1 protein-coding gene is annotated in these 25,599 nt (G+C 75.0%); it reads right to left on the reverse strand.

Annotated elements, in window-relative coordinates:
• Positions 1-20: 20 nt before the first annotated feature.
• Positions 21-25,556, reverse strand: a complete 25,536-nt coding sequence (locus AB0B63_RS00045; protein WP_357013099.1) for a toxin glutamine deamidase domain-containing protein — start codon at positions 25,554-25,556, stop codon at positions 21-23.
• Between the last annotated feature and the right edge of the window lie 43 nt (positions 25,557-25,599).

Consider the following 25,599-nt stretch of genomic DNA (forward strand, 5'->3'; position numbering starts at 1 on the left):
GGCCCCCGGGGCGTGCCGGTTCACCCCCGATCGGCCGCCGGTCGCGGGGTGCGCCGTCGGCGGCGTGGCGGGCTGCCGGGGCGGTCCGGTACCGGGGCGGGTGTGGTCGACCGCGCGCCGGGCGGGTACACCGGTAGTCCGGGGAGTCCGGTGACCAGGATGTCACCGAGACCCGGCACGACGACGGTGTCCGGCAGGGCCACCCCCGCCAGGACCACGCCCGGGGGCACCACCGTGCCCGACGGGACCGGACCGGCCGGCACCGTGCCCGGCGGGACGGCAGTAGCCGGACCGGCGTCCCGGTGGGCGACCGGGGGGACGGCGGTGCCGGCGGGTCGGTCGGCGGTGGCGACCGGGGCCGGCTCCGGGCGCGGTCGGTGTCGGGCGTTCGGCTCCCGCGTCGGCAGCATCCGGCTGGCCTCGTCGACGGTGATGACCGGGGTGTCGGCGGCGGCGAGCGCATCCAGGGCACGGGTGGTGTCGTCGACCGTCTCCGGGTCGGTCGCGTAGCTGTCCAGCGAGCCGGGTTCGGCCCGGTCGACCAGGGCCACGAAGTCACGGGCCGGGAAGACGTACACCTGCGCGTCGTCCGGGGCGGTGAACGCGTCGGCGTCGACCACGAACCGGCGTGCCACCGGGCCGTCGCCGGAGGGCAGACCCACCTGCGCGAGGTGGTCGGCCATCCCCCGGGCCACCCCGTACGCGGTCTCCGGCCGGGTGAACACGGCGACGGGGGCGTACGGGTCACCGGTCGTGACCTGTACCCGTCCGGTGGCCGGGTCCTGGTACAGGTCGGTCGACACCGCCTCCGCAGCCCCGCTCTGCTGCCCCCGGGGCACCTCGACGACCAGATGCAGCAGGACCTGACCGGGGCCCGGCCGGACCGTCCCGGGTCCGGTCACGCCCGTGGCGGACCGGACCGGGGTGGCCGGGCGGCGGGCCCCGGCAGCCGGCGCGTCGAGCACCCGGTCCGACACCGCACGCGGGTCGCCACCGGGAGCCTCCCGGTTGGCCAGTCGGACGAAGTCGGCCCGACCGGCCGCGATGCCGTCGCGGACCTGTCCGGCGAGGCCATGCATGGCACGCAGCCGGGGCCGGTCCGGCTCCCCGCCGTTCCAGAGGGCGCTCATCTGCTGCAGGGTGCGCAGCAGCGTCATCCAGTCGGCGAGCGGGCCCGGCGCCCCGGGGATCCCGGCGAGAGCGCCACGGCCGGGGTCGCGGCTGATCCGGAACGTGTCCAGGGCGGCGGTCGCCGCGTCGAGCAGCCCGTCGAGCATCGTCTCCCGGGTGTCCAGGGCGAGCCGGTCGAGCTGCGCGTCGGTGCGCAGACCCACCACCGCCAGCGCGTCGTCGAGGCGGGCGAGCTCTCGGTCTGTCGCCGCCTGGTCGGGCTGGGGACGCAGCCAGCCGGCCAGCACCCCGACCGCCCCGGCGGCCCGGTCGATCGCCGCGAGATCGGCGGTGCCGGCACCGAGCCCGCCGACCACCTCGTGGTACGCGTCGAGCGCCGCAGCGGCGGCCCCGAGGGCGCGTGAGTCCGCGACCGGTTCGGGGCCCCCGGTGACGCCGAACCACAGCGCCCCGAGGGCCTGGGTCAGCAGTTGCCAGCCGTAGACCTGCATGATCGGCCCGTCCAGCGCGATCCCGGTGGCGTCGCGCAGCCGGGTCAGCTCGGCGCGGAACCGGGCCAGCGCCGCGACGTGGTCCGTGTCGTCCGCCTGGTCGCCGTCGACCAGCGGCGTCAGGTCGAGGTCGCGGTGGGCGGCCGGGGCCAGCTCGATCAGCGGCGTCAGGTCGACGATCACGTCGAGCGTCCCGGTCGCGCGGCTGACCAGCTCGGCGACCTCGACGTCGCCGGTGCGCCACTGCTGCGCCCACCGGCCCACCAGCCACCGGAAGTCGTCCAGCACGCCGCGCACCTGGGCGGCGTGGGCCGCGAAGGGGGCGGCCAGGGCCGGCGTGACGAGCACCGGCAGCAGCCGGACCAGGACGCTGCCGAGCAGGTGGACGACGACCGCCGCCGCGGTCTCCGGTTCCCCGGCGGGCAGCCCTTCGAGGGCCTGCCGCGCCTCGGTGACGCGCAGCAGCACGTCGTCGCGGAGGTCCCGACCGTCGTGGACTCCGCCGACCGCGCTGCCGGACGTCGGGACGTCGGCGTACACCGGGCCGGGGAGCACCCGGCGCAGGGACAGCTCGATCTGCATCCGGATCTGCTCACGGACCCCGTCGACGACCCCGTCGAAGGCGGTGACCTCGACGAGGACCCGTACCGGGAGCATCCCGACGGGGAGCCGGGCGTCGAGCTGGCCCCGGAGGAAGTCGGCGGCGGCGTCGGCGAGGACGCGGGCCACGGCGTTGTCCCGGGAATCGGCGAGCAGCTCCGGGGGCACGCCCAGCACCAGACCGAACTCCACCGCCGTGCCGGCTGTCGCCGGCTGCGGCAGGCCGGCCAACCAGGAGGTGACCAGCGCGGCCCGCCGGGCGATCGCGTCGCGGGCCGGTACGGTCATCACCGCCCAGTCAGCTACCGGTTCAGCCGGGGTGAGCCGCTGGTGGCCCCCAACGGCCGTCGTCGGCGGGGTGTCGCCGAGCAGTTCCAGGTCCCACGGCCGGCGGAGCAGCTCCACCCGGTCGAGAACCGCCTGGACGGCGTGGTCCGCGGCGATCCGGACCGGGGCCTCGACGTCGAGGCGCTCGGGCCGGGTGCGCCAGGTGCGTTCCAGCTGGGCCGCCCTGACCGGTGGCACCGTCGGATCGGCTGCCGGAGGCTGCTGCCCCGGCTGGCCCGTCGTGCTCTGCGGTGCGAAGGGCGCGACACCGATCGGTCGGAGCACCGGGTCCACCGCCCGGTACTCCCCGTCGGTGTCCGGTTCGCCGACCAGCGCCGCCAGCAGGTGGAGGTGCCGCGAGCGCAGTCCGGCCCACCGCATGCCCCGTAGTTGGGCCTTCTCCTCGTCGGACAGCGCCGCCCGTTCCTCGTTGGACAGGGCGTCGGTGGGACGACCCGCGAGGTCGCCGAGCAGGCTGCCCGGCACGTGCGGGCGGTGCGGTGCGGTGGCGTCGCGGTACTCCTCGCGCAGGCCGAGCTGGTGGGCGAACTCGTGTACCAGGTCCTCCTCTGCGGCGTCGCGACGCCAGTGGAACTGGTCGATGGGCCCCTCGTCGATCACCTGCACCCGCAGGTGTGCGTCGTGCGGGGCGGCGGCCCGCTCCACGGTCACGTGCAGCAGGTCGCCGAACCGGTTGGGCAGCCGGTACGCCGTCGCGTCGGCGCTGGTGTTGAACACCCGGTGCACCTCCCGTTCGAGGGCGGCGAACATCGCCCGACCGGTGTCGTCGTCGAGCCACACCCGCACGGTCAGGTCGGTCACCGGCTGGCCGCCGTAGTGGAACCGGCGGGCCTCGAACCGCGATACGACCTCATAGCGGTCGTCCTGGGCGGGTCCGGGCCGGCTGACCGGGTCGACCCAGTGGTGCTCGCGGACCGCGACCTGTGCCATCGCGCGCCGGATCGTCCACTCCAACGGCTCGTCGTCCCCGCGCGGCACCGTGCCGGGTTCGGGGCGGGGCGGGGCCGGCTCCGCCCCGTCGGGCCCCAGCGGGTCCGCATTGCCCTGCGGCTGTTCCGGTGCCACGGTCGGGGCGGTGATCACCGCGCGCAGGTCGTCGGGGACGGCACCCGTGCGGCCCTTCTGGTCCGGCCGGAACACCCGCCATCCGCCGAGGCCGTCGTCGGTGGACACCATCCGGGCCGCGCCGGCGCGCGTCGTGATGTCGATGTCCACCCCGTGGGTCAGGACCACCGGTGTGACGAGAAGTCCCGGCTGCTCGGCCACCGCCTGTCCGAGCAGGTCGACCAGGGTCTGCGCCGCCGCGTGCGGCAGCGGGTGCCCGACGAGGACGAGACCCTCGACCGGTGTCGACTGGGCGATGACCGTCTCGACGACGGCCGTCGCCCAGCCGGGCAGGTACGTCGGCGCGTCGGGACCGGCGAAGATCAGCTGGCGGCTGCCGGACGCCCGGATCAGGGGCACCAGGTCGAGCACGTCGGGGTCCTCGGTGCCGAAGAGGGGCGGCAGGACGTGCGCCACGTCCGGCGAGTACAGGTTCAGGTGGACCGTCGTCGGGTCCAGCAGGTCGACCCGGTCGTCCAGCGGGACGAGCACCCCGTCGGGGTCGATTCCCCGCCGGATTCCCCGGTCGCTGTCGGCGTCGTACAGCGCCGGCAGGAACTCCAGCCAGGGCCGCGTGCCGTCGGGCCAGTCGACCCGCAGCTCCCCCGCATCCGCGTCCCACCCCGGCGTCGCCTCCCCGGCCAACGCGTAGACGGGCCGGCCGGTGAGGTCCGCGAGGCGTTGCAGGAAGACGTAGTGCTCGGGAAGGTCCACGTGTTGGACGACCCGGATCGCCGTCACCTCGTCGGAGACCGGCAACAGGGGGCGTAGCGACCAGTTCAGCGCGTACAGCGGCAACTCGACGGTGAGCAGGCCGGGCGGGCCTGCGTGCCGCCACATCGGCCAGAGGTCCCGGTCGGGCAGGGCCAGCTGGAGGCCCCCCGGACGCTCCACCGCCACGCCGGTGACCTGTAGCGCCTCGTCGAAGGCCGCCCCGGCCTCCCGGCGCAGGACCGCTGCCTCCACCTGGGCGGTGGCGCCGTCGACGTGCTGCGCGCCGAAGTACCGGACCTCCAGCACCATCAGCGGCAGCGCACCGTTGGACGTGTCGAAACCGTTGATCACGGTCATCCCGCCGTATCCGAGATGCTGCCGCACGTCTCCGCGGAGGTAGTCGATGATCGAATGTTGCTTGTTGTTGTTCTTCTCGTCGACGAAGGCGATGTTCTGGAGGAAGTCACCGACCAGCTTGACCCCGGTCCTCAGCTCGAAGCGCTCTTCGAGATCCGGGAACCGGTCCGTGAAGATCCCGCGGAACAACTGCGCGATCTCCGTGAAGTTGGCCTGGAAATAGGCCTGTGCCGCCGGGGACAACGCGTCGAGCAGCGTCCGCATGTCCTGCCGGGACAACGCCGCGACGTTCTCCTTGACCAGACCCCGGTGGAGCCAGGCTCCGGCGACGCCCGCGGTGTTGGAGTACAGCACGGTGGCGAAGCCGCGTAGCTCCGCGACGTCCCGGGGGTTGCCGCCCCCGTCGGCGAAGTGGTCGGCCACGGTGTCGGCGAAGGACAACGCGTCCTCCAGGTGGGGGCGGGCGTAGGAGGGGGACACGCTCGTCGGGCTGCGCCAGGTGTGCCGGGCGACGTAGGTCAGGAACGAGTGGGCGCCGGCGAGCGGGACCCCGATGCTGTGGTGCACCCGGGCGCCGGGCTCGCTGTCCGACGGGCGCGGGCCGACGTTCGCCTTGCGACCGAGCGGTGTCAGCGCCACCTGGGGGAGGTGGCCGGCGGCCTGCACCGTGCCCAGGAGCTGGGCGAACGGGACGGGCCCGGTGAGCGCCGACAGGGCCTGACCCAACGCGGTCATCGCCGGGTACAACGACTCGCCGCCGTGGTGGGCGTCCATCTCGGCGTCGGTGTCGGGCACGACGCCGACGATGACCTCCAGGATGGCGACGGCCTCCTTGGTCCGCTTCGGGCCCGGTCGCCGGTAGAGCTGGCCGTCGCCGCTGTCGCGGAAGTAGGTCTTCGTCTCCACCTCGATGACTGTCGTTCCCTTGGGGTCCCTGGCGAGCGCTTTCGTCCGGGCCAGATCGGGCAGCGTCTCGGCGGTGGCTCCCGTGAACATGTCGGTAGCCGCGCTGAGGTCGAGCATCTCGAAGAACTCGAACTCCGTGCCGTGGCCCAGGAAGGTCCGGTTCACCGGCGCGTCCACGATCGCCCGCGCCACCGAGGTCGAGGCGACGGGCGCGAACGTCCCGGTGTCGACGAGCGCCGCCGGATCGACAGTGCCTTCGGGATCCACCAGGACCGCACGGGCGGCGACCTCCGGGCCGAGGGCGTTGAGCCGGGGCAGCCGGTTGTCCGCCGCGGCCCCGGGCAGCAGCACCGCGCCCCGGTCACCGCCGAACTGCACCCACCGCACCGGATCGGTCTCCCGGTCCAACCGGTACCCCGCGAAGGCGTGCCCGGGGGCACTGCCCGGACGTTCCAGCAGGACGAAGACGGCGGTTCCGGGCACGGCGGCGACGAGCGCCCGCTCGACCTGCGCCCAGGAGTCCACCACCGCCCAGTCGGACCGGTCACCGGCGAAGTCGCCGGCCCACCGGGTGCCGATCGCAGCGTCGTCCCGGGTCCGACCGACTCGCAGGCCCGGCCGGACGAACCCGTCGATGCCCGGATGCAGGACGACCGCGAACCGGCGGGCCAGAGCCAGACACGACAACGGATCCTCGGGCGGACGCCAATCCGTCACCGAGCCGGCCGGACGGACGGCAGCCTGCACGTCCTGGGTCTCCTGCACGGCCGTCTCCAACCCCGCCAGCGTCAACGGGTGCCGTCCCCGGCCGGTCCGCCGGGGCACGCCGGCGTGACCGCCCGGATGGCCGAGGACGGCACCGTCGGACCCGGCACCGCTCTCGGCGTCACTGTCCGCGTCGCTGAGCACGGCGTCGCTGAGCACGGCGTCGCTGAGCACGGCGTCGCTGTCCACAGCGCCGTACCCGGGATCGCTCCCGGTCGTCGTGGGTCGCAGGGTCGCCGGATCGGTGCTCTCGCGCCAGAGGCCGGCCGTCGGGCGGGGCAGTTCGAGCGCCTCCTCCCGGGCCCGGGCCCGATCGAGCACGTCCGGTTCCGGGAGCCACGCCCGGTAGTGGCCGTTCGCCAGGTAGAGCAGCACCGGTCCCTCGCTGATCCGGGCCTCGGCACCGTCGAAGCGCGGGTTGTAGACCGTCCGGATCGACCAGCTGCCGACGTTCGCCTGCGCGTCGTCGGCCGCCTGATCACGGACCGCCGCCTGCGCGTCGTCGGCGGACCGGGAGTCGGCGGACCGGGAGTCGGCGGTCGGACGGGCCGACGGGACGGGGGTGGCCAGCACCACCGGGCGGCGCAGCGCCGCTCCGACCAACAGGACGAGGTAGTCGCCGGTGTCGGCCGCCCAGTCCGCCTGCCACCTGTTGACGGTCCGCGCGAGTTGGACGCGTACCCGCCGCTGTCCCCTGACACCCCGGCCCAGTAGTCCGCCGTCGGCGATCACCTGTTCCACCTCGGCAAGCCGGCCGTCGACGAGCAGGGCATGGATCTGGGCGCGCAGGCCGTCGGCGACCCGGAGGACCAGGGGGCGCAGGCGGGAGGGCAGGGTCACCTCGACGGGCCCACGGGCGTCCCGCCAGGCCTGGATCTCGTCGAGCTGCCCGTGGTACCCGTCGGGCAGCAGGCCGCGCACCTCGGGCAACGCGCTGACGACCACGGATTCGAGCAGGCAGAGGCCGTTGCGGTTGACGTCGACGACCTCCCCGGCGGCGGGGGGAGGAAGCGCGGTGAACTGGTTGTCGCTGACCGCACGGACCATCGACGGTGACGGTGACGGCCCGGCCGGGGCTGCCGCTACGACCGCCCCGGCCGGCGCCCGGTCGTCGACGACCGGGTCGACGGGGGCAACCGGCTCGACGGGAGCAACCGGCTCGACGGGAGCAACCGGCTCGACCGGGTCGACCGTCGGCGGGGCGGGTCGTCCACCGGGCGGCGTCGGATCGGCACCGTCGGTCGGGGGAAGCAGGACCGGGTCGGCTGCGGAACTCCGGCCGAGGTGGCCGGCGGCCAACGCCACCAGCCGTTCGACCTCGGCTCGAGCCTCCCACCAGCGGCGACGGGCCGACGCCTCCGCCTCGGCCCGTTCCGCCGCGTTCGCGGCGGCCGCCCTGGCGACCGTGTCGGCGGTGGTGCCGCCGTCGCCGGGGAACTCGGCGACCAGGGCGATCCGTTCCAGCTCCCGCCAGGACTTCAACGCCTTCTGGGCCTGCTTCGCGGCGTGGACCGCCTGCTCCAGGAGCCCGGCCACGACCACCCGGTCGACGGGCGCGCTCCCGGGTGCGTCACCGGCCAGCAGGTGGTCCAGGGCCTCGGCCTGATCGACCAGCACCGGCTGCGAGTCGGGCATGGTCACCTGCACGGCGGTACGGCGGGTGCCGGTGAGGTCGGTGTGTTCGGCGACGACGACCGTCTCGGTGGTCCACCACACCTTCGCCCGCGCGCCCTCGTCGTCCAGCCCCAGCCGCAGCACGTCGGTCCGGTGCGCGGCGGCCTCCTGGTGGCTGGAGTTGCCCGGCACGGAGACCCCGAGCGCCGGCACGACCCCGACCGAGGTGCCGAGGGTGTCCGGCAGGGCGGCGTCGGCGCGGGCCACCAGCCGGGCGTCGCCGTGCCGGCCGGCCCCACCGACACCGGAGTTCCCCTCGGCGGGCACGAGCACGGTGTCCAGCCGTACCGCGGTGACCCGGGTGTGCAGGACGAGCCGGTACCCGTCGGCGAGGGTGATCTCGTAGGGGCCGGCCATCCGGTGCGGGGTGGCGGCCCACAGGTGGGTCCGTCCCAGCAGGGTCATCAGCTGGTAGTTGAGGGTCGTTCCGGGCATCCCGACCGTCGGTCCGGTGCCGACGATCCGCAGCGCCCGCAGCGCGGTGGCCTGCAGGGCGGCGGCTCCGTTGAAGCCGAGCGCCGCATACCCGTCGGGCACCGGCACGGCGTCGGCCCGCCAGGCCAGCCAGTTGTCGGCCGGGATCGGCACCAGCCGCAGCGGCCCGTCCGTCCCGCCCACGGTCAACGGGGCGTCGGTCACCGCGGCCGGGTCGGGCAGCACGGTGGCCGGGCCGGCCGGCCGGTAGGTGAGGTTGAGGTGTTCGGCGGCGGTCTCGGTGCGCAGCGGCACGGTGATCTCGTGCCGGCCGATCTCCTGCCGGCGACGGTGGGCGGTGAAGACCAGCCGTTGTGGCCCGTAGTCGACCGGCAGCCAGGGGCCGGGGGTCTCGACGGCGCTGACCGCCCGGCCGAGGGTGACGTCGCTGGAGCGGCCGGCGGCGGTACGCCCCAGCACCCCGAGCGCGTTGAGCGCCGCCCGCTCGCCGACGTGTGCCACCGGGACCATCTCGTCGGTGACGGCCTCGCCCGACTGGCGTCCGCCGCCGACCTCGCTGACGGTGCTCAACTCCAGGTTGCTGGTGCCCGCCCGCAGCTCACCCACCTGTGGCGGGTCGGTGGCCGGTACCGCCCGGACGATGATCTGCACCGCCGGACGGCTGAGCAGCCCCGGGTAGCGCAGCACGAAGCTCAGGCCACCGTCGAAGAGGTCGCCCAGCTGCGCGGCGACGGTGACCGGGTCGGTGTGGTGCAGGACGGTGCTGATGTTCATGCCGGTGTTCCGGTCGTGGCCGACCAGTTCCATTCCCTCGTCGCCGCCGAGGCGCAGCGCACGCAGCCAGCCCAGCATGGCCTGACCGATGGCCGGGACGTCCACCAGCCGGCTGGTCTGGTGCATCACCTGCGCCGCCGGCGGGGTGACCTCGCGCGGCAGCCGCCAGCCAGCGGAGGTCAGGCCGAGGGCCCGCCGGTACTCCTCGGCCGATATCTGACCCAGCAGGGACACGTCGCCCACCTGCCGGTAGCGGGTGAAGGACCGGTCGGGCAGCACCCACTTCGGTTCGGTGAGCACCACGGCGAGGTGGACCCGCAGTCGACCGTGCACACCCAGCAGGACGGTCCGGGACTCGGAGTGCTTGACGGTCCGTTCGACCTCGGCGACGGCGAGGACCGTCTCGCCGTTGGTCCACTCGATCTGCCGCCGGCCGAACAGCCGCAGCGCCAGGGTCGCGGGCGGCTGGGTGGGGGTGCGGGCAGCCGGTTGGGTGGGGTTCGGGGCGGGTGCCTGACCGCCAGGCGTTTCCCCGCCCGCGTCACCGGGCTGGGCGGGGCCGCTGGGCTCGGCCGCCCGCCATGCCGCGCCGCCCCCGCCGACCTCCAGCCGGAACTGTCCACCCCGGTCCGCGGCCGAGCGGCGGACCGCGTACCCGGCGACCGCGCTCTCGTACCCGTCGCCGGTGACCGCGCCGGACGGCGTCTGGTCGTGGCCGATCACCTCGGCGAAGACGAAGACCGTGACCGGCACGTCGTCGCCGACGACCACGCTGGGGGCGTGCACCGGCTGGGGTTGCTGGGTCGCCGGGGCCAGCAGCGCCGCCAGGTGGCCCTGGTCGACGAAGGCGTTGAGCCACTGGTGCAGGGGGGTGCCGGGGATGTCGCCGCTGAACGCCGTGCCCCGCCGACGACCGCCGGTGCCGGACGGCAGGTGCCCGGCGTCCATGTAGTCCGCGGTGGCGCCCCGCAACGCGTCCAGCAGCTGCTCGCGCAGCTCGGGCAGGCCGTGGATGTGGTGGGTGACGGTGTGCTGGGCCAACGCCGCGCCGAGGTTGCGTAGCCGTTGCCGCGGTGGGGTCACGGCTGCGGGCAGGAGTTCACCGAGCGCCTCGCGCAGCACGATGCCCGCACTCGGTACGCCGACCGGCGTGGGCAGCACGACCGGCTGCGGCTGCCCGACCGCGATGGTCTGGGTGAACGGCACCGAGAAACCGAGTTCGAGGTCGATGGTGGCGTCGCCGGCGAAGCGCAGTGGCTGCGCCTGGACGGGGTGGTCGGCCAGCCACCGCCAGGTGTCGGCGAGGAACCCGCGGTACTCGACGATGACCGACGCCGACAGTTCCAACCGGACGTCGTCGGCGAACACGGCGACCGCGCCGCCGCCGATGCCGACGACGCCGGCCTTGCTGCCCTGGGTCACCTCGATGACGTCCCGCCAGACGCCCTGGAGCCGCAGGCCGATGCCGGCGGCGCCACCGAGCGCGTCGCTGCCCACCGACGCGCCCGCCTGCACGCCCGACGCGACGCTGCGGACGGCCCGGTTCGTCGCCGCCTGCGCCCGGCCCTGGCTGGTGCGCAGCTTCACCGTCGGCTCGTCGTCCTCCGACTCGCTCGACCCGCTGTCGCTGGGCTCGGGGAGGTCGGCGGTGACCGGGTCCGGGTGGGTGCCCCGCCGGCCGAGGTACCGGGGGGCGGTGTCCGGGTGGCGACGCCGGACCCCGATCCGCACCTCCAGCGTGCGGCCGGAGAAGATGTCCCGCACCCGCAGCTCGATCAGCAGTTCCCCGTCGGCGGTGGCCAACAGGCGTGCCGAGTAGCGGCTCGGGCTGTTCTGCGCCGCGAGGCGTTCCTCGTTGCCGAGCCGGTCCAGGGCCCGCCGGATCCGGTCGGTCTGCACCCGCGGGTTGTCCCAGTCGGGCAGGTACTGCCGGTACACCGCGTTGCGGTCGTCGTCGAGCAGTCGCCGCAGCCGGTCGGCGACCAGGCCGGCGACCAGGTCCCCGCCGTGCAGGAAGCCGCGTCCGATCCGCAGCCGGTCACCCTGCCACAGGTAGTCGGGCAGGGTACGCGGGTCGGCCGGGTCGGCCTCGACGGTGCCGGCGAGCAGGGCGACCAGGTCGCGGTCGGGCCGCGCCGACGGGGTGACCCCGGCGAGCGCCGCCACGTGCTGTTGCGGCATGACCAGCAGCGTCCGCACCGACACCGGCTGCGACCCGCGCCGCAGCCCCCGGTGTGCCAGCGACCGGGTGACCGACCGGTGCATGCTCCACTGCACCGTGCCGGTGTACTCGGCCAGGTAGAGCCTCAGGACGTGGTCGCCCGTCTCCTGCCCGGCGGTGGTCTCGACCTGCGGTGCGACGGCCTGCGCCCGGCGGTCGACGACCGAGAGGGTCGGTCCGGCGGAGAGCCGGAACAGGCCGAACGCCCGGCCGATCAGCACCGCGAGGAAGCCACCCCGGTCGGAGGCGGACTGCACCGACTGGCCGGTGGTGACCGCGGCCGCCGCGCGCAGCAGTGCCGATTCGGGCAGCTCACCGATCGGGGTCAGCCGGGTGAGCCGCAGGGCGGGCCGGACCCCCTGGGCGTAGGCGGGCCGGCCCAGCCACGAGGAACTGGTCGCGGTCAGGCCGGTCGCGCCGGGCTGTACCGCGTCGAGTGCCCGCTGGCCGCCCCAGAGCCGCCAGACCCTGAGGTTGCTCCCCCGGCGGGCCACGTCGGGGATGCCGGACTGCACGGTGGCCGCCAGGGCGCCGTCGTCGACGACCTGCACCGGGTAGCTCGCGTCGCGCAGGAACGCCGCCCCGGCGCGACTCACCGTCAGCGCGGTGCCGTCGCTGATCGGCCGCATCGTGGCCAGCACCTCGGGGGTACGGAACCAGAGGCGGTCGCCGTCGCCGGGCACCCAGGTGGCCGGGACGTCGGCCCAGGCCGGCGGGGCGGGCCGCTCGGTGATCTCGACCTGGACGAACACCGCGCTGCGGGTGAGGAACGAGTCGGGCACCCCGATCACCATGCCGTTGTCACCGGTGGTGAGGGACTGCCCGATCGTGCGGACGGCCCGGCTGCTCAGCACGCCACCCAGGATGGTCACCCCGACACCTCCGGCGGGGATCGGCACCACGACCCGGGCGGTGGTGGCCTGGGGCTGCGCCCACGTCGACGCCGACACACCTGCCGTCCGCCGGTCCTCGATACCACCCAGGCCGGGGGCGAGCCGCACCTCGTCGGTGTCGCTCGGCCGGGGTACGAGGCGTACCCAGGCGTACCGCTTGTCCCGGCCCACCCGGACCGGGTGGCCGGAGCCGTGGTGCAGGAACCCGGTGGGGTCGGCGGCCAGCGCGTGCAGCAGGGGCCGGGCGCTGGCCATGGTCACGCCCAGTGTGCCCAGTCGCCGGGTCACCTGGGCGGTGAGCCGGTCGCTCCAGGCCGGGTGGCCGGTGTGCGGCACCCCGATCAGCAGCGGCTGCGCGGTGACCGCAGTCCGTACCGCGGTGACCTGCTCCGCCGTGGGTTCCCGACCGGGCACCTGGCGGGCCTCGCCGGTCGCGTCGAGCAGCAGCACCTGGGCCCGGCCGGTGGACAGCGCCTCGGTGAGGTCGGCGTCGCTGAGCCCGACGGCGTCGACCCCGACGACCATGAGCTGGGCCGGCACCGTCGCCAACCCTGGTTCGACGACGAACATGAGCAGGTGTCCCGGCTCCTGCGCCCGGGGCAGGTACGCCAGCGCCACCGAGCCCGGGGCGGCGCGCAGCGCGGTGACGGTGGCCTCGACGTCGTGCAGTGGTTCGAACTGCCCGCCCAGCGCGGCGGCCAGGGTGCCGGGGATGGTCTCCGGGGTCACCGTGAGTTGCCCGCCGAGCGTGCGGGGTGTCCGCCCGAAGTAGCCGTCGACCAGCCGCACCATGGCCTGGACCAGGTCGGTGGCGTCGGCCACGACCAGCGCCGGGTCACCGGTGGCCCGGGTGAGGCCGGCCGGCGACGGGGTGAGGAAGTCGGCCAGGTCCATCGCGTCGCCGTGGGCGTCCACCGCCAGTACGGTGGTGCCGGCGCGGGTCAGCGCCGCGGCGGTGACCGGGTCGTCGGCGGCGGACCTGGCGAACACCCCCGGCCTGACGGGGTCGACCACCCGGGGCACCACGGCACCGTCCCGGTCGTCGGCGACCAGCCAGAACACCCGGCCGGGCGCGTCCGGCGGCTGCTCGTGGACCAGGACCATCGCCCCCGGCCGGCGGGTCAACGCCTGGATGAGCGAACCGGGACGGCCGGTGTCGGTTGCCACCGGCCGCCCGCCCAGTGCCTGGTGGAACCCGGCCAGGCTGAGCGTGGTCACCGCCGTTTCGGTCACCGGGAGGTCGCCGATCCGCCCGTGCAGGACGAGGTGGGCGCCGACCGCCCGGACCCGGGAGCTGTCCTCGGTGGCGTCGGCCTCGTCGGTCTGCACCGCGTCGACCCACCCGGCGAGCCGGGCCAGGGACGGTCTGCCCCGGCGGACCTGCCGACCGACCGCGAGGCGGGCCGCCGGCAGCCGGCGCAGCGCCTCCCCGGCGGCGTGCAGCGCCGCCGGGGACGGGCCGGCTGCGGCGGCTGTGGTCCCTTGCGTCGAGCCGGTCGACACCGACGCGGCGTCGGCCGGGCCGGACTCGGTCCCCGCCGCGCCGGTCGACGCGGAATCCGGGTCCCGGTCCGACGAGGCATCCTGATCCGGCTCCCGGTCCGACGGCGCGTCCTGGTCTGCATCCGACGACGGGTCATGGTCGGGGTCCGACGACGGGTCCTGGTCGGGGTCCGAGGGCAGGTCCGGGTCCTGGTCCGCCAGCCACTCCTGGGCGGGATACCGGGGCGGGTCGGATACGACCTGGCCGCCGAGCACCCGGTGGCCACCCGCGACGCGCACCGCCACCAGCCGTCCCCGCGCCAGCAGCATCCACGGCGGTTCGGTCAGCCCGTCGGCGTCGAGCGCGGTCAGCCGGTCGGCCGACTCGGCCTGCGGCCGTACGAGCGTCAGCGTGCCGTCGGGGGCGCGATGGACGAGGACCACGGCGTCGCCCAGCCAGACCAGGGCGACCGCGTTGTCCGGCAGCAGCCCCAGGGCCGTGACCGGCACCGGGGCGAACTGCAGCGCGTGCAGCCGTCGGGCCAGCAATGCCGGGTGCTGCCCCGACGCTCCGGGCAGACCCAGGTTGGTGAGCACGCGGCCCACCGACTGTTCGCCGGAGGGGCCGTCGACAGCGGCCCGCAGCCGGTCCATCCCGAACAGGGCCGAGGCGAGCCGGGCGGCCCGGTCCGCCAGGGTGCCGGCGGGCAGCCCGGACAGCCGGCCCCACAGGTTGACGCCGTCGGGCGGGATGGTCCCGCCCCACTCCTGGCCCAGGTCGTTGACCGCACCCGCCAGGTCGGCCAGCTCGGCGGTGACCGCCGCGACGGCCTGGTTGAACAGCTGGTACGCCTGAGGTCCCGTCATGACGTCGGGAACGCCGGTGCCCGGCCGGGGACGGTGGGCCTGCCACTGTCCGTCCCCGGTGCGGACCAGCACCACGGCCGACCGCGCGGCGAGCGCCCCGGCGAACTCCTGGGCCGCCGTACCGGTGTCGAGCAGCACGACGACGGGGAGGCCGGCGGCGGTGTCCGGCAGGATCGCCCGGTAGTCGTCGGCGGGCAGCGCGCCGCGCCCGTCGGGACGCCCGGTGGTCACCCCGTCGCCGCTCACCACGCCGGGTTCGACGAGTACGCCCCGTTCGCCCAGCAGCGGGCCCAGCCCCCACGCCCAGACCTGGTCGGGCATGACTCCCAGCAACGGTCCGTCCCGGTAGGGGACCGCGATCAGCTGCGGCGGCGGCACGTCGTCGGACGGTTGCCCGGTGTCGGTGGCGGGGGGTGTCACCTCCCACGCCAGCACCCGCCGGGCGGGGAGCCGGCCGGCGGGGGTCGACGTGATCTCGATGACCGACACGTCCGCGCCGACCCACCAGGCCGGTCCGACCGGCGGGCCGACCGGCACCGTCCAGTCGGGTACGACGGTGCGGTCGGCCGGGCGGATCCCGTGCTGGCGCAGCGGATTGTCGGTCACGGGCTGTCCGACTCCGACGAGACGGGCCAGTTCGAGCATCGCGAGCCGCCGGTCGTAGGACAGGTCGTCGGCGAGTTGGGTCGGCAGGGTCGCCGCCAGCGTTCCGTCCTCCTCGCTCAGGATGTCGTGCCCGACCTCGGCCAGTTGATCCCCGTCGATGAACCACCCGTGCAGGACGTGCTCCCCGTCCGGACCGGGTGCCATGACGCGCATCACCGAACCCTCCGGCAGGGTGTACACGGGGTCGTCGGCGCTGATCTCCTCGACGGCGACGAAGGCGACGTCGGTGACGGCGGGGCCGTCGGGCTGGTCGACGTCCCGGGCGGCCACCGTGTCGGCCAGGAACCGCACGGCGGCCCGTGGCAGCGCCAGCATCGTCGGGGCCGGCACGATCTGCTCCCGGAGCATCGGGTCCGTGGCGGCCAACCCGGCGATGACGTACGCCAGGTCCGCGCCGGTCAGCACACCGATCCGCTGTTCCTCGTCGGACCACGCGTACGCCGTCCACGTTCCGGGGTCGCCGATCGTGGAGCGGGTCACCACCGCGAACACCGCGTCGAAGATCTCGGGGATCTCCGCGATCGACTCGACCTCGCCGGGCACCACGATGATCCGGGTTCCCTCGGGCAGTCGCTCCGTCAGGACCGCCACCGCTTCGGCCGCGGGGAAACCCGCCCGGACGCCGTCGACGATGTCGTCCATCTCGGTCACCGGCACCACGGCCACCCGGGCCGCAGCGCGCAGGGAGGCCGGCAGGCCGGAGCGACCGGGCGACCAGAGCACCACGCCGTCGCCGTACCGGTCGGCGGCGGGCACGGCCGACGCCGGCATGCCCACGGCGAGCAGGGATTCATCCTCGTCGACCGGGAACTCCACGGCGGCCATCTCGGCGCCCAGCCACACCAGGGCCTGGGCGTCGTCGACCGCATCCGGGTCCACCGCCCAGCCCAGGCTGCGCCACGACGGGTTGTCGCGGATCGTTCGGATCAGGTCGTCAACGTGGTCGGCCGGGATCGGCAGCCCGCCCAGCGTGAGGTGGTCCGGATAGGGCCGGCCCACGTCCGCCGCCCGCGCCGCCCGACCCAGGTCGGGCGTCCAGCGGACGACGGGGCCGGTGGCGATCCGGTCGCGGAGGAAGTCGGTGACCGGGGCGATCGTGGCCTGGTCCACCGTGACCAGGTGAAGCTCCTCGCCGGACCAACGCTGGAACACCCGGACCTGGTCGACGGGGACCCGCAGGGTCAGGTCGTGCCGGTGCTGGTCGGGGCCGCCGACGAGGACCAGCCCGTCGTGGCCGGCCTCGGCCGCGAACGCCTCGGCCGAGGCCCACCGGTCCAGGGGGAGGTGGAGCTGACCGTCGACGGTCTCCTGCCCGTACGGCCGGCCGAGCAGGTCGAAGACCGCGCGCAGCAGCGCGGTCTGTGTCGGGGTCCGGCGGCGGGCCTCGGCCGCGCTGAGCACCACGGCGTCGAACTCGTGCCGGAGCTCGCGCAGCAGGTCCGCGCTGTCCGGGCCGGTCAACTCCAGCTGCCAGCCGGGGAGTTGGTAGACGGCGGTCCAGCCGGCCAGGTCGGCGTCGGGCGCGAGCACGCCGACGCCCCGCTCCAGCAGCCGCTCCACGAACGGGCTCCCCTCCGGCGGCGACCGGTCGAGCAGGACGACCCGGGGATGCGCCCGCAACGCCTCGCTCTCGATCACCTCGTCGGCGGTCACCTCCCAGCCGTCCCCGGTCAACCGGTCGCCGTCGAGCTGCCCGGTGGCGACGACCAACCCCCGACCGTTCAGGTCCTCGTGCTGCGGGACGGTGACCGGCACCCGGACCTCGGGCGGTTTCGGGACGAAGTAGACCATCGGATGATCGACGATCTTCCGGGCGGCCGTGTCGACCAGCAACAACGTCTGACTCGGCGACTCGGCGGACTCGGTCCAGATCACCCCCTCCCGGGTGGACCGGCCGGCGAACAGTTCCTGCACCTGCGCCAGTGCGGCGGGCGACACCGGGACGAAGCGGTGACCGGCCCCCGGCCAGGCACCCGGGGTTTCACCGATGCTCCGCGCAACCCTGTCCCGATGTGCCATCGCCAGCAGGAACTGGTCCCAGGGATAGGTCCGGCCCGGGTCGAGGACGGCCAGCCAGGACTGGATGCGCGACCAGGGCTCGCGGATCACCCGCCAGGTGTCGGGATGGTCGGCGGCGTACCTGCCGTCGAAGAGGAACTGCGCCCAGCGCGTCCCCCCACGGGTGGTCTGGAAGGACTGCACCAGCTCCGGACTGGGATCGGTGATCTCGATCAGCACGCGGTGCCTCGGTAGCACGGCTGGATCGATCAACAGGACCCCGGCCTGCCGCAACTCCGTTCGGATGCTCGCGACGTCTCCCCCTTCCGTCCGGGCGAGCAGCAGCCGCACGGGTTCGGTCGGCGTGGCCAGCAGCCCGCTGTCGAAGATCTCGGCGAGCCAGTCGTCGTCCTCGTAGATCCGCAGGGCGGGGTCGGCGAGCAGCGCCTGGGCCAGCTCACGACCCTCGACCGGGTCCGCGGCGTGCAGGGTGGCCCGGGCGAGCGCGCCGTCGAGTTGGGTGACGAGCTGGCTCACCTCGGCGCCGGTGACGGCACTGGCGCCGAGCACGATCCAGTGCACGTCGGCGGGCAGCAGCGTCGGCAGGACGACGATGGCGGAGGCCCGTACCGCCTGGATGAAGGTGGAATCCACCACGGCGGCGTGGTCGAGGTCCGGGAAGAACAGCACCCGGGTGCCCCCGGTGGTCGGCAGCCGGGCCAGGTAGTCGGCCGCGGTGTAACGGGTGCCGTCCGGGGTGACCAGCGCGTCGGACGACCCGGCGTCCAGCCGGCCGGGCTGTACGACGATCCGGTGTGCGCCCCGCCAGCCGTACCGGTCCACGTAGGTCACCAGCACCCCGGAGAGCAGCTGCCATGGACGCCGCAGGATCAGCTCGCGGACCGGTTCGTGCTGCCAGTAGTCGGCCAGGGGTGTGTCCTCGGGCATCGCGAGGAACGCGGCCAGCCCGGCGGCGTACGCCGGGGTATCCCCGAACGTCTCCCAGAAGGTCTCCCGGATCGCGGCGAGGACGCGGGCCTGCAGCATCGCCCGCTCGATCCCGTCGAGCGGGCTGTCGTCATGCTGGTCGGACCGCTCGGCCAGGATCCCGGCGGTCTCGGTCTGCTCCGTGTCCTCGATCACGTACTGCCAGGCCCGGCGGACCATCTCGGGCGGGTCCGTGATCGGCTGGGCCACCGGGCCGTCGACGAAGTCGTTGCGCCACAGCGGGACCACGGTGATCAGGCGCGGTTCGACGTCGAGCGACGCCCCTGGCGGCGGTTCCACCAGCGCGTCCACCTCCAGCGCCGGCTGGTCCTCGACCGCGGGCAGCGACAGCCGGACCAACCGGATGGTGTCGGCCGGGGCCGCCACGGCCAGCTCCACCGGGGCCGCCCCGGTGGTGCCGGTCACCGTCGACGGCCATCCGCCGCGCAGCAACCAGCCCCGGTGCCCGCCGAGACCGTCGGCCAGACCGATGTCCGCGACGGTCACCCGCCGCACCGGGCCGGGCGGGGTGGACTCCGCGCGCAGCGGCGTCGCCGCCCCCGGCTCCGCCGTACCCTCGTGCCGCCGGTCCGGCGACGACGGCTCGTACGCCGGGGCCGGATCGCCGGCCGTGTAGTCGGGTGGGGCGACGTACGCCTGCCGGACCCGCTCGGGCAGGCCGGCGAGCTGCGCCCGGGACAGCTGCCCGGCGGGGGGTACGGGGAGCCGGAAGCGGAGCCGGGGTATCCGTACCGGCTCGGCGGGCACCTGGGACTCCTGCATGACCACCACGCTCAGGTGGGCCGGTGCCGCCTGGCCCGCGTCCAGGCGGCGGCGTAGCTCCCGCTCGACGGAGCGACCGAACGCCACCGCGTTCGCGTCGTCGTCGCTGACCACGGTGAGCACCAGCGGCGCCCGCGGGTCGACGTCGATGGTCGGCACCCACAGCCCGCCGTTGTGCCCGCCGGCGAAGAAGGCGTCCAGCATCGCCTCGGGCAGCACCCGCCCGCCGAGCAGCAGCGCACGTTCGGCGTCGGCGAGCAGGACGAGCAGGTGCTGGCCGGGCAGGTCCACCGCGTCGACCTGCCGGATGAGCGTGGTCATCGTCGTGGCCAGGTTCTCGCCGTCCCAGGGCCACAGCACCCCCCGCCGCTTCGGGCTGCTGGCCACCCCCCGCCAGGCGGACTCCTTGCCGCTGTCGACGGTCCGGCCGCCGTCGTCGGTCCGGCCGCCGTCGTCGGGGACGCCGACCGGGGTGGCCGGGGTGACGAGTGCGTCGGGGACCCAGGCGTCGTAGTGGTCGCTTCCGTTGTAGAGCAACCGCACCGGCGTCCCGTCGCCGTCCGGCCAGAGCACCGTCACCGACGGCGGGTCGAGCCGCCCCTGCCACACCGGCCGATCGAGCGCCGCACCGATCACCAGGGGCAGCACGTCACCGACCCGGCCACCGTCGTCCGGATCGTCCTGGCCGGGCAGCAGCCGCTGCCAGTCCCAGGTGTCGACCGCGTCGAGCAGGGTGGTCTGCACGTCGTATCCGACCGGGAACAGCCAGGTCGTGGCCACCTGGTCGAACAGCTCGACCATCGCCGGGGAGGGGTCGGCCACCCGCCGCCGGATCTCGTCCCGCAGCGCCGTGTCGATGTCGGTCAGGTCGGTGTCGTGGACGCCCGCGCGGCGTACCCGAAGCAGCCGGTCCACCGCGTCCGGCGGCATGCCCGCGATGTCGGCCATCGCCTCGGGCGTCGCGACGGCCACCGCACTGAGCAGGCAGAGCCCGTCGCCGATGATGCGGATCCGGTCCCACCCGGTCGGCGGAAGCGGGGCGTTGGTCAGCCGTACGCCGTCCGGGTCGGCATCACCGGCCCGGCTGGCGTACCCGACGAACGGCACGGCGAACGGCGCGTCCGACCGGGCGGGGTCGACGATCTCGTCGTTGACCACGTCCCACGCCCCGGTGCCGTCGGGCACGAACAGTGCCCACGGCCGACCGTCGACCGACACCGGCAGGTGCCCCGTCGTCCCGGCCACCACCAGGTCGCCCTCGGGCGCGTACACGTCGGTGTCGCGCAGGTCGGCCAGGCGCTGCACGGACCGCGCGCCGATCCGACCCGCCGCGCAGGACAGCAGCGCCAGTCGCCGGCCGTCCCGCTCGGGCGACTCCAGCATCGTGTGCAGCTCGTCGACGCTCAGGGTCACCTCGCCGGTACGGCCGTCGGTGTGCCGCAGTGGCACCCGGAACCGGTCGCCGGCCCCGTGCACCAGCACCGTCACCCCGTCGGTCGCGGCGGGTAGCCGAGGGTCGCGGGCCATCCGACGCCATTCCCGGTCCGACAGCAGGGCGATGCTCCCCGGTCGGCCGGGCACGTCGTGCGTCACCACCCGGCTGCCGCCGTACCACCAGGTCCCGTCCGGGTCCTGCCGCAGGCCGCCGGTGGCAGGCCGGGCCGCCCGTGCGGCCGGGACGGACCCGCGCGACCGTCGCCGGTCCTGGCCGGTACGACCCCGGCCGGTACGTTCCTGACCGGCACGCCCGGTCGACGCGGTGTCCCGGCGACGGATCCGGTTGGTGTAGGCGGGCCCCGGCTCGGTCCAGAGCACCGCCCGGCGGCGTTGCCCCGGGGTCGCCGGGCGCTGCGTGCCGCCGGGTGCCTTCGAACGGCCCGCGCCCCGGCTGCTCTGGTCGACCCGCACCATCCGTGGCGGAATCCCCTCGGTCCGCAGTCGCGCCGCCACCATCGTGCCGACCAGCTCCGCCAGCGAGGCGGCCCGCCGCCGGCCGGTACGGTCGGCCTGCCGCCGCCGTAGCAGCCGGGAGCCGTTGCCGCCGCCCTCGATCCGGACCCGCACCACCCGGGGCCGGTTGGATTCCCAGGCGCGGCGGGCCTGGTCGACGACCTGGTCGACGAACAGGTCGAGTTCGGGCAAATGCCCGTCCTCGGCCGCCCGCTGGCCGGGGGCGAAGTCGATGGTGACGGTGGCCACCGGTCCGGCGTCGTCGGGCGTGTGCCGGACCGGGACGACGTCCCGGTCGAACCGGCCGCCGACCGCCGCCGCGACGGTGCCCAACCAGCCCTGCACCTCGTCGGCGTGCACCGTCGGGCGGGTCGCCCCCATGTACTGGGCCGAGCGGTCGTCGACCTGCCAGCGCCGGGCCGACTCGTTCCAGGTCAGTTCGCCACCGACCCGGGCGTGCCGCTCGATGGCCCGGCCCCGCGCGTCGAAGCCGACCGCGAGCCCCGCGTGGCCCTGCCCGCCGAGCTGTTCCCGCAGCCGCTCGGCGGTCAACTCCGGATCGTGCTGCCGCATCCCCGCCAGCAGTGCGCGGAAGTCCCGGGGCCGCAGCGCTGCGGCGGCGTCGGCCGCACCGAGGTAGATCTCGCCGTCCTCGGCCACCACGTAGCGCCAGGACCGCGCCCGCGCCGGGTCGAGCAGGTGGGCGGGGAAGTCGGCCAACCGGTACCAGAGCGGATTGAGGCGTACGTCGCCGGTGTCGTCGCGTTCGCCCGGCGTGATCCGGGCGGCCCGTACCGCCGGCCCGTAGGTCTCGTCGAGATCCACGACGACCGGCGACTCGTCCGGGACGTCGGCGATGCTCAGGGAGTCGGGAGTGTCGGGGGTGACCGGCCTTCCCGGGGTGCCCGGCACGCCGAAGAGGTCGACGACGACCGGATCGTCGGCGGTCGCCGATGGGTCGACGATGACTGGAGGGGTCGGATCGTCGGCGGTCGCCGATGGGTCGACGACGACCGGAGTGGTCGGATCGTCGGCGGTGGCCGGCGGGTCGACGACGACCGGAACGGTCGGATCGTCCGCAACAGTCGGCGGGTCGGCGACGATCGGGGAGTCGGGAGGGGCCGGAACGTCCCGAGCAGCCTGGCGGTCGGGAGTGTCGGTGGCGGGGAGACCGGCGGGGGTGGGGGTGTCCGACCCGGCGGACGAGGCGTCGAAGTGGTCACGGTCGTTGTGGTAGACCGACACCGCTGCGGCGTCCGCCGGCCCGTACACCGCGCGGACCCGGCCGTCGGCACGGCTGCGCACGCTCAACGACACGTCGAGCGCGTAGGCCAGCAGGGGCAGCAAGGCCAGACCGACCGGTTCCGACCAGGAGCGGGACCAGTCGCGTACGGCGGCCAGGAGCACGGCGAACTCCTGGTCGGTCAATGGCCCGGCATGGAAGCCGTACCAATCGAGGTAGGTGGTGCGCAGGTCGTCGTCGGTCAACCCGGTCAGGTCGGTGAACCCGTTGCGCTCCAGCACGGCGATCCGGTCGGCGCGGGAGACCAGGTCGGGTTCGACCCGTTCCCGGTCTGCCAGTGCCTGACGGACCTCGGGGATCACCGTCGGTAGGGCGTCGCGGTGCATGGTCAGATATCCGGCGACGAGATCGATCATGGCGTCGGCGGTACGACCCAGTGGTGCGTCGGCGGGGACGGGCACCGCGCCGATGGAGAGCTGTTCGGCATGCCAACCCACCGCCGCACGCACGTCGTCGGGCTCTGCCAGCCACTCACCCACCTGCGGCGACAGCAGCTCGGCAGCCGCCAACCGATGCGACACCAGCCCCGGCGCGGACGTCAGGACCGCGTAGGGCAGACACCGCCCGTTGGCCGGCACCCGCACCAGGTCCGCCGGCAGCTCCTGGACGGTCCGGGTGGCCGGCTCGGCCGTCGGCACGGTCACCGGCTCGACGGGCTGGCTGGTGGTGGGGTCCGGGGGCGTCGGTTCCGGCCGGGACATGCCGTACCGGCTGGTGCTGGCGGGGTCCACCAGGGCACTCACGGTAGCCGTGCCGCCCGGCGTCACCGGCACCGGCATTCCCTGCCCGTCCCGCACGATGACCCGGGCGCCCACCGGCAGTTCCGGCGGTTCGCCGACCGGCCGGACCCGTCGGCCCTCGGTCGCCTGGGTCTCCACCCAGAACAGCTCGCCACCCTCATTGACCAGGGCGAAGGCGTGCCGTGGGGCGTTCGGTGGCTCCACCAGCACCGCCGCCACCGCGTTCGGGCCGGCGGCACGGACCGGGCCGAGCACCTGCGCCCAGTCGGAGACCGGCTGCCAGTCGGTGCCGAGCTGCGCGGCGAGGTCCCGCTCCGGACGGGCGGGGTCGACCGCCGTGTCGTCCCGGGTCACCCGGGGCAGGGCCGAGAACTCACCGACCACCGCCGCCAGCCGGATCACGCAGTCCGCCGCCGTACCGTCGTACGGCGGCAGCACGGCGGCAAGGCGCTGTTCCAGCGCGGCCCGGCCTTCGGCGGAGGTGCCGGTGGCCTGACCCGGCGACACCGGGTCGACCACCGACGGCGCACCGGGCACGGCGGTCGTCCCCGGTTGCCCTCCGGTGCCCGGCCCACCCACCGGGGGCGCGTCGACCGGCTGCGGTCCGCCCGCCCAGGAACCGGTCACCGGCCGTCCGGGGGCGGTGGGGGCGGCTCCGGATGCCCGCCCGCCGTTCGCCGACCCCCCGGTTTCGGGCTGTGCCACGGTGGCCGGGACCGGCCCCGACCCGGCGGACCGGACGCCGGAGGGCGCACCGCCAGCTGCGGCACCCGGCTGGCCGGCGGCCGTGCCACCCGATTGGCCGGCAGCCGTGCCACCCGACTGGCCGGCGGTCGAACCGGGCAGACCGGCGGCCGGGGTCGGGCCCACCGGGGCAGCCAGGTCGGGCCCGGCAGCCGGGTCGGGCCCGGTGGACGGGTCGGGCCCGGTGGACGGGTCGGGCCCGGTCAGCAGGTCCGGCGCGGTCAGCAGGTCCGACAGGCCAGACAGGTCGGGGCGGTCGGTGACGGTGAGGCCGCCCGGGTCCACCGGCTCGGGCCCGGCCAACTCCCCCGACGGCGTCGACACACCGTCGGTCGGCCGGGGCCCGGCCGCGTCGGCGGCGTCGGAACCGCCACCGGCACCCGGACGGGCCGTCGGTCCGGTCCCGCCGGCCCCGGAGCCCGCGCCTCCCCGGCTCGCACCGCCGGGGCCAGCACCACCTGGGCCCGCACCGCCGGGCGGCATCCCGCCGGGGGCCGTACCGCCGGTGCCGGTGCCGCCCGCGCCGGTCACGCCGGCACCCGCCTCGGGAACGGCGGCCACCGCCTCGGCGTACGAGGGTGGTTCGTCGTACGCCGGCAGGCGGACCGGGTCGTACGCGGGCAACTGCTCGTCCGGCACCGGGTCCGCAGGCGCCGACGGGTCCGCCTTGCGGTCCCGGTCACCGGCGGTGGCCTTGTTCAGCTGCTGACCGATGGCGGTGCCGGCGACGCTCGCCACCCCGGAGAGCGCACCCGCGACGACGGCCGCCCCGTCGGCGTCCCACTCGCCGGTCGTCATGCCGTTGTAGACGAACTCGGTCAGCCACTCGCTGATGCCCTCGTTGGCGACCTCCTGGGCCGCCTCACCCGGCCGGAAGCCGTGCGGGTCCGGGGTGTTCGACGAAGCCGTCAGCCCGACCCGCCGGCCGATGTTGGTCGACCGGACCAGCCGCTCCAGCCCCTGCATGAGCCCGCCGAGGCCGAGACCGACCGCGCCGCCGAGCGAGCCGACCTCGGCGGCGGCACGGGTCAGCTCGTTGTTCCAGCCGTCCCGGGTGTGGTTGCGGATCTGGTAGAGCTGCACCAGCCGGTCCATCACCGTCTGGAGGCCGATCCCGACGGCCTGCGCCATGGCGACCTGGAACAGGACCCGGGTGGTGACGTTCTGGAAGATGACCCGCATGATCACCCGGCCGACCGCGAGTCGGGCCAGCGCGGCGCCCGGGTTGATCCAGGCGATCGCCAGCGCCGTCAGCAGTTCCACCATCAGGGCGAGCAGCGCCGCGATGATCATCAGCTTGGCGTACTGCACCTCGGTGGCGGTGCCCCGGTAGCTGTCCCCCATCCGGTTGGTGTACTTCGACACCAGACCGAGGTAGCCCGGGCTGTGCAGGACGTAGCGCTCCATCGTGTCGACGAAGGAGTCCTCGGCCTGCCCGTTCACCCCGGCCCGGTACGCCCGTACCCCGTCGCCGAACGTCTCGCTCGACGTGGCCACCTGCTCGGCGGCCTGCCGCAGCGCCTCGGCGGTGGCGAAGAGGTTGGTCTCGTCGGCCTTCGGGAACTTCTCGCCGACCAGGAACCGCAGGAAGTTGGCCAGTTCGGCCGAAACCTCGATCGCCACCGGAGACCACCCCTCGTCGTCACGCCGTTGTCAGGTGTTGCGC

Origin of the sequence: Micromonospora sp. NPDC049081 (assembly GCF_040648835.1) — a bacterium.
GTDB classification, from domain to species: domain Bacteria; phylum Actinomycetota; class Actinomycetes; order Mycobacteriales; family Micromonosporaceae; genus Micromonospora; species Micromonospora antibiotica.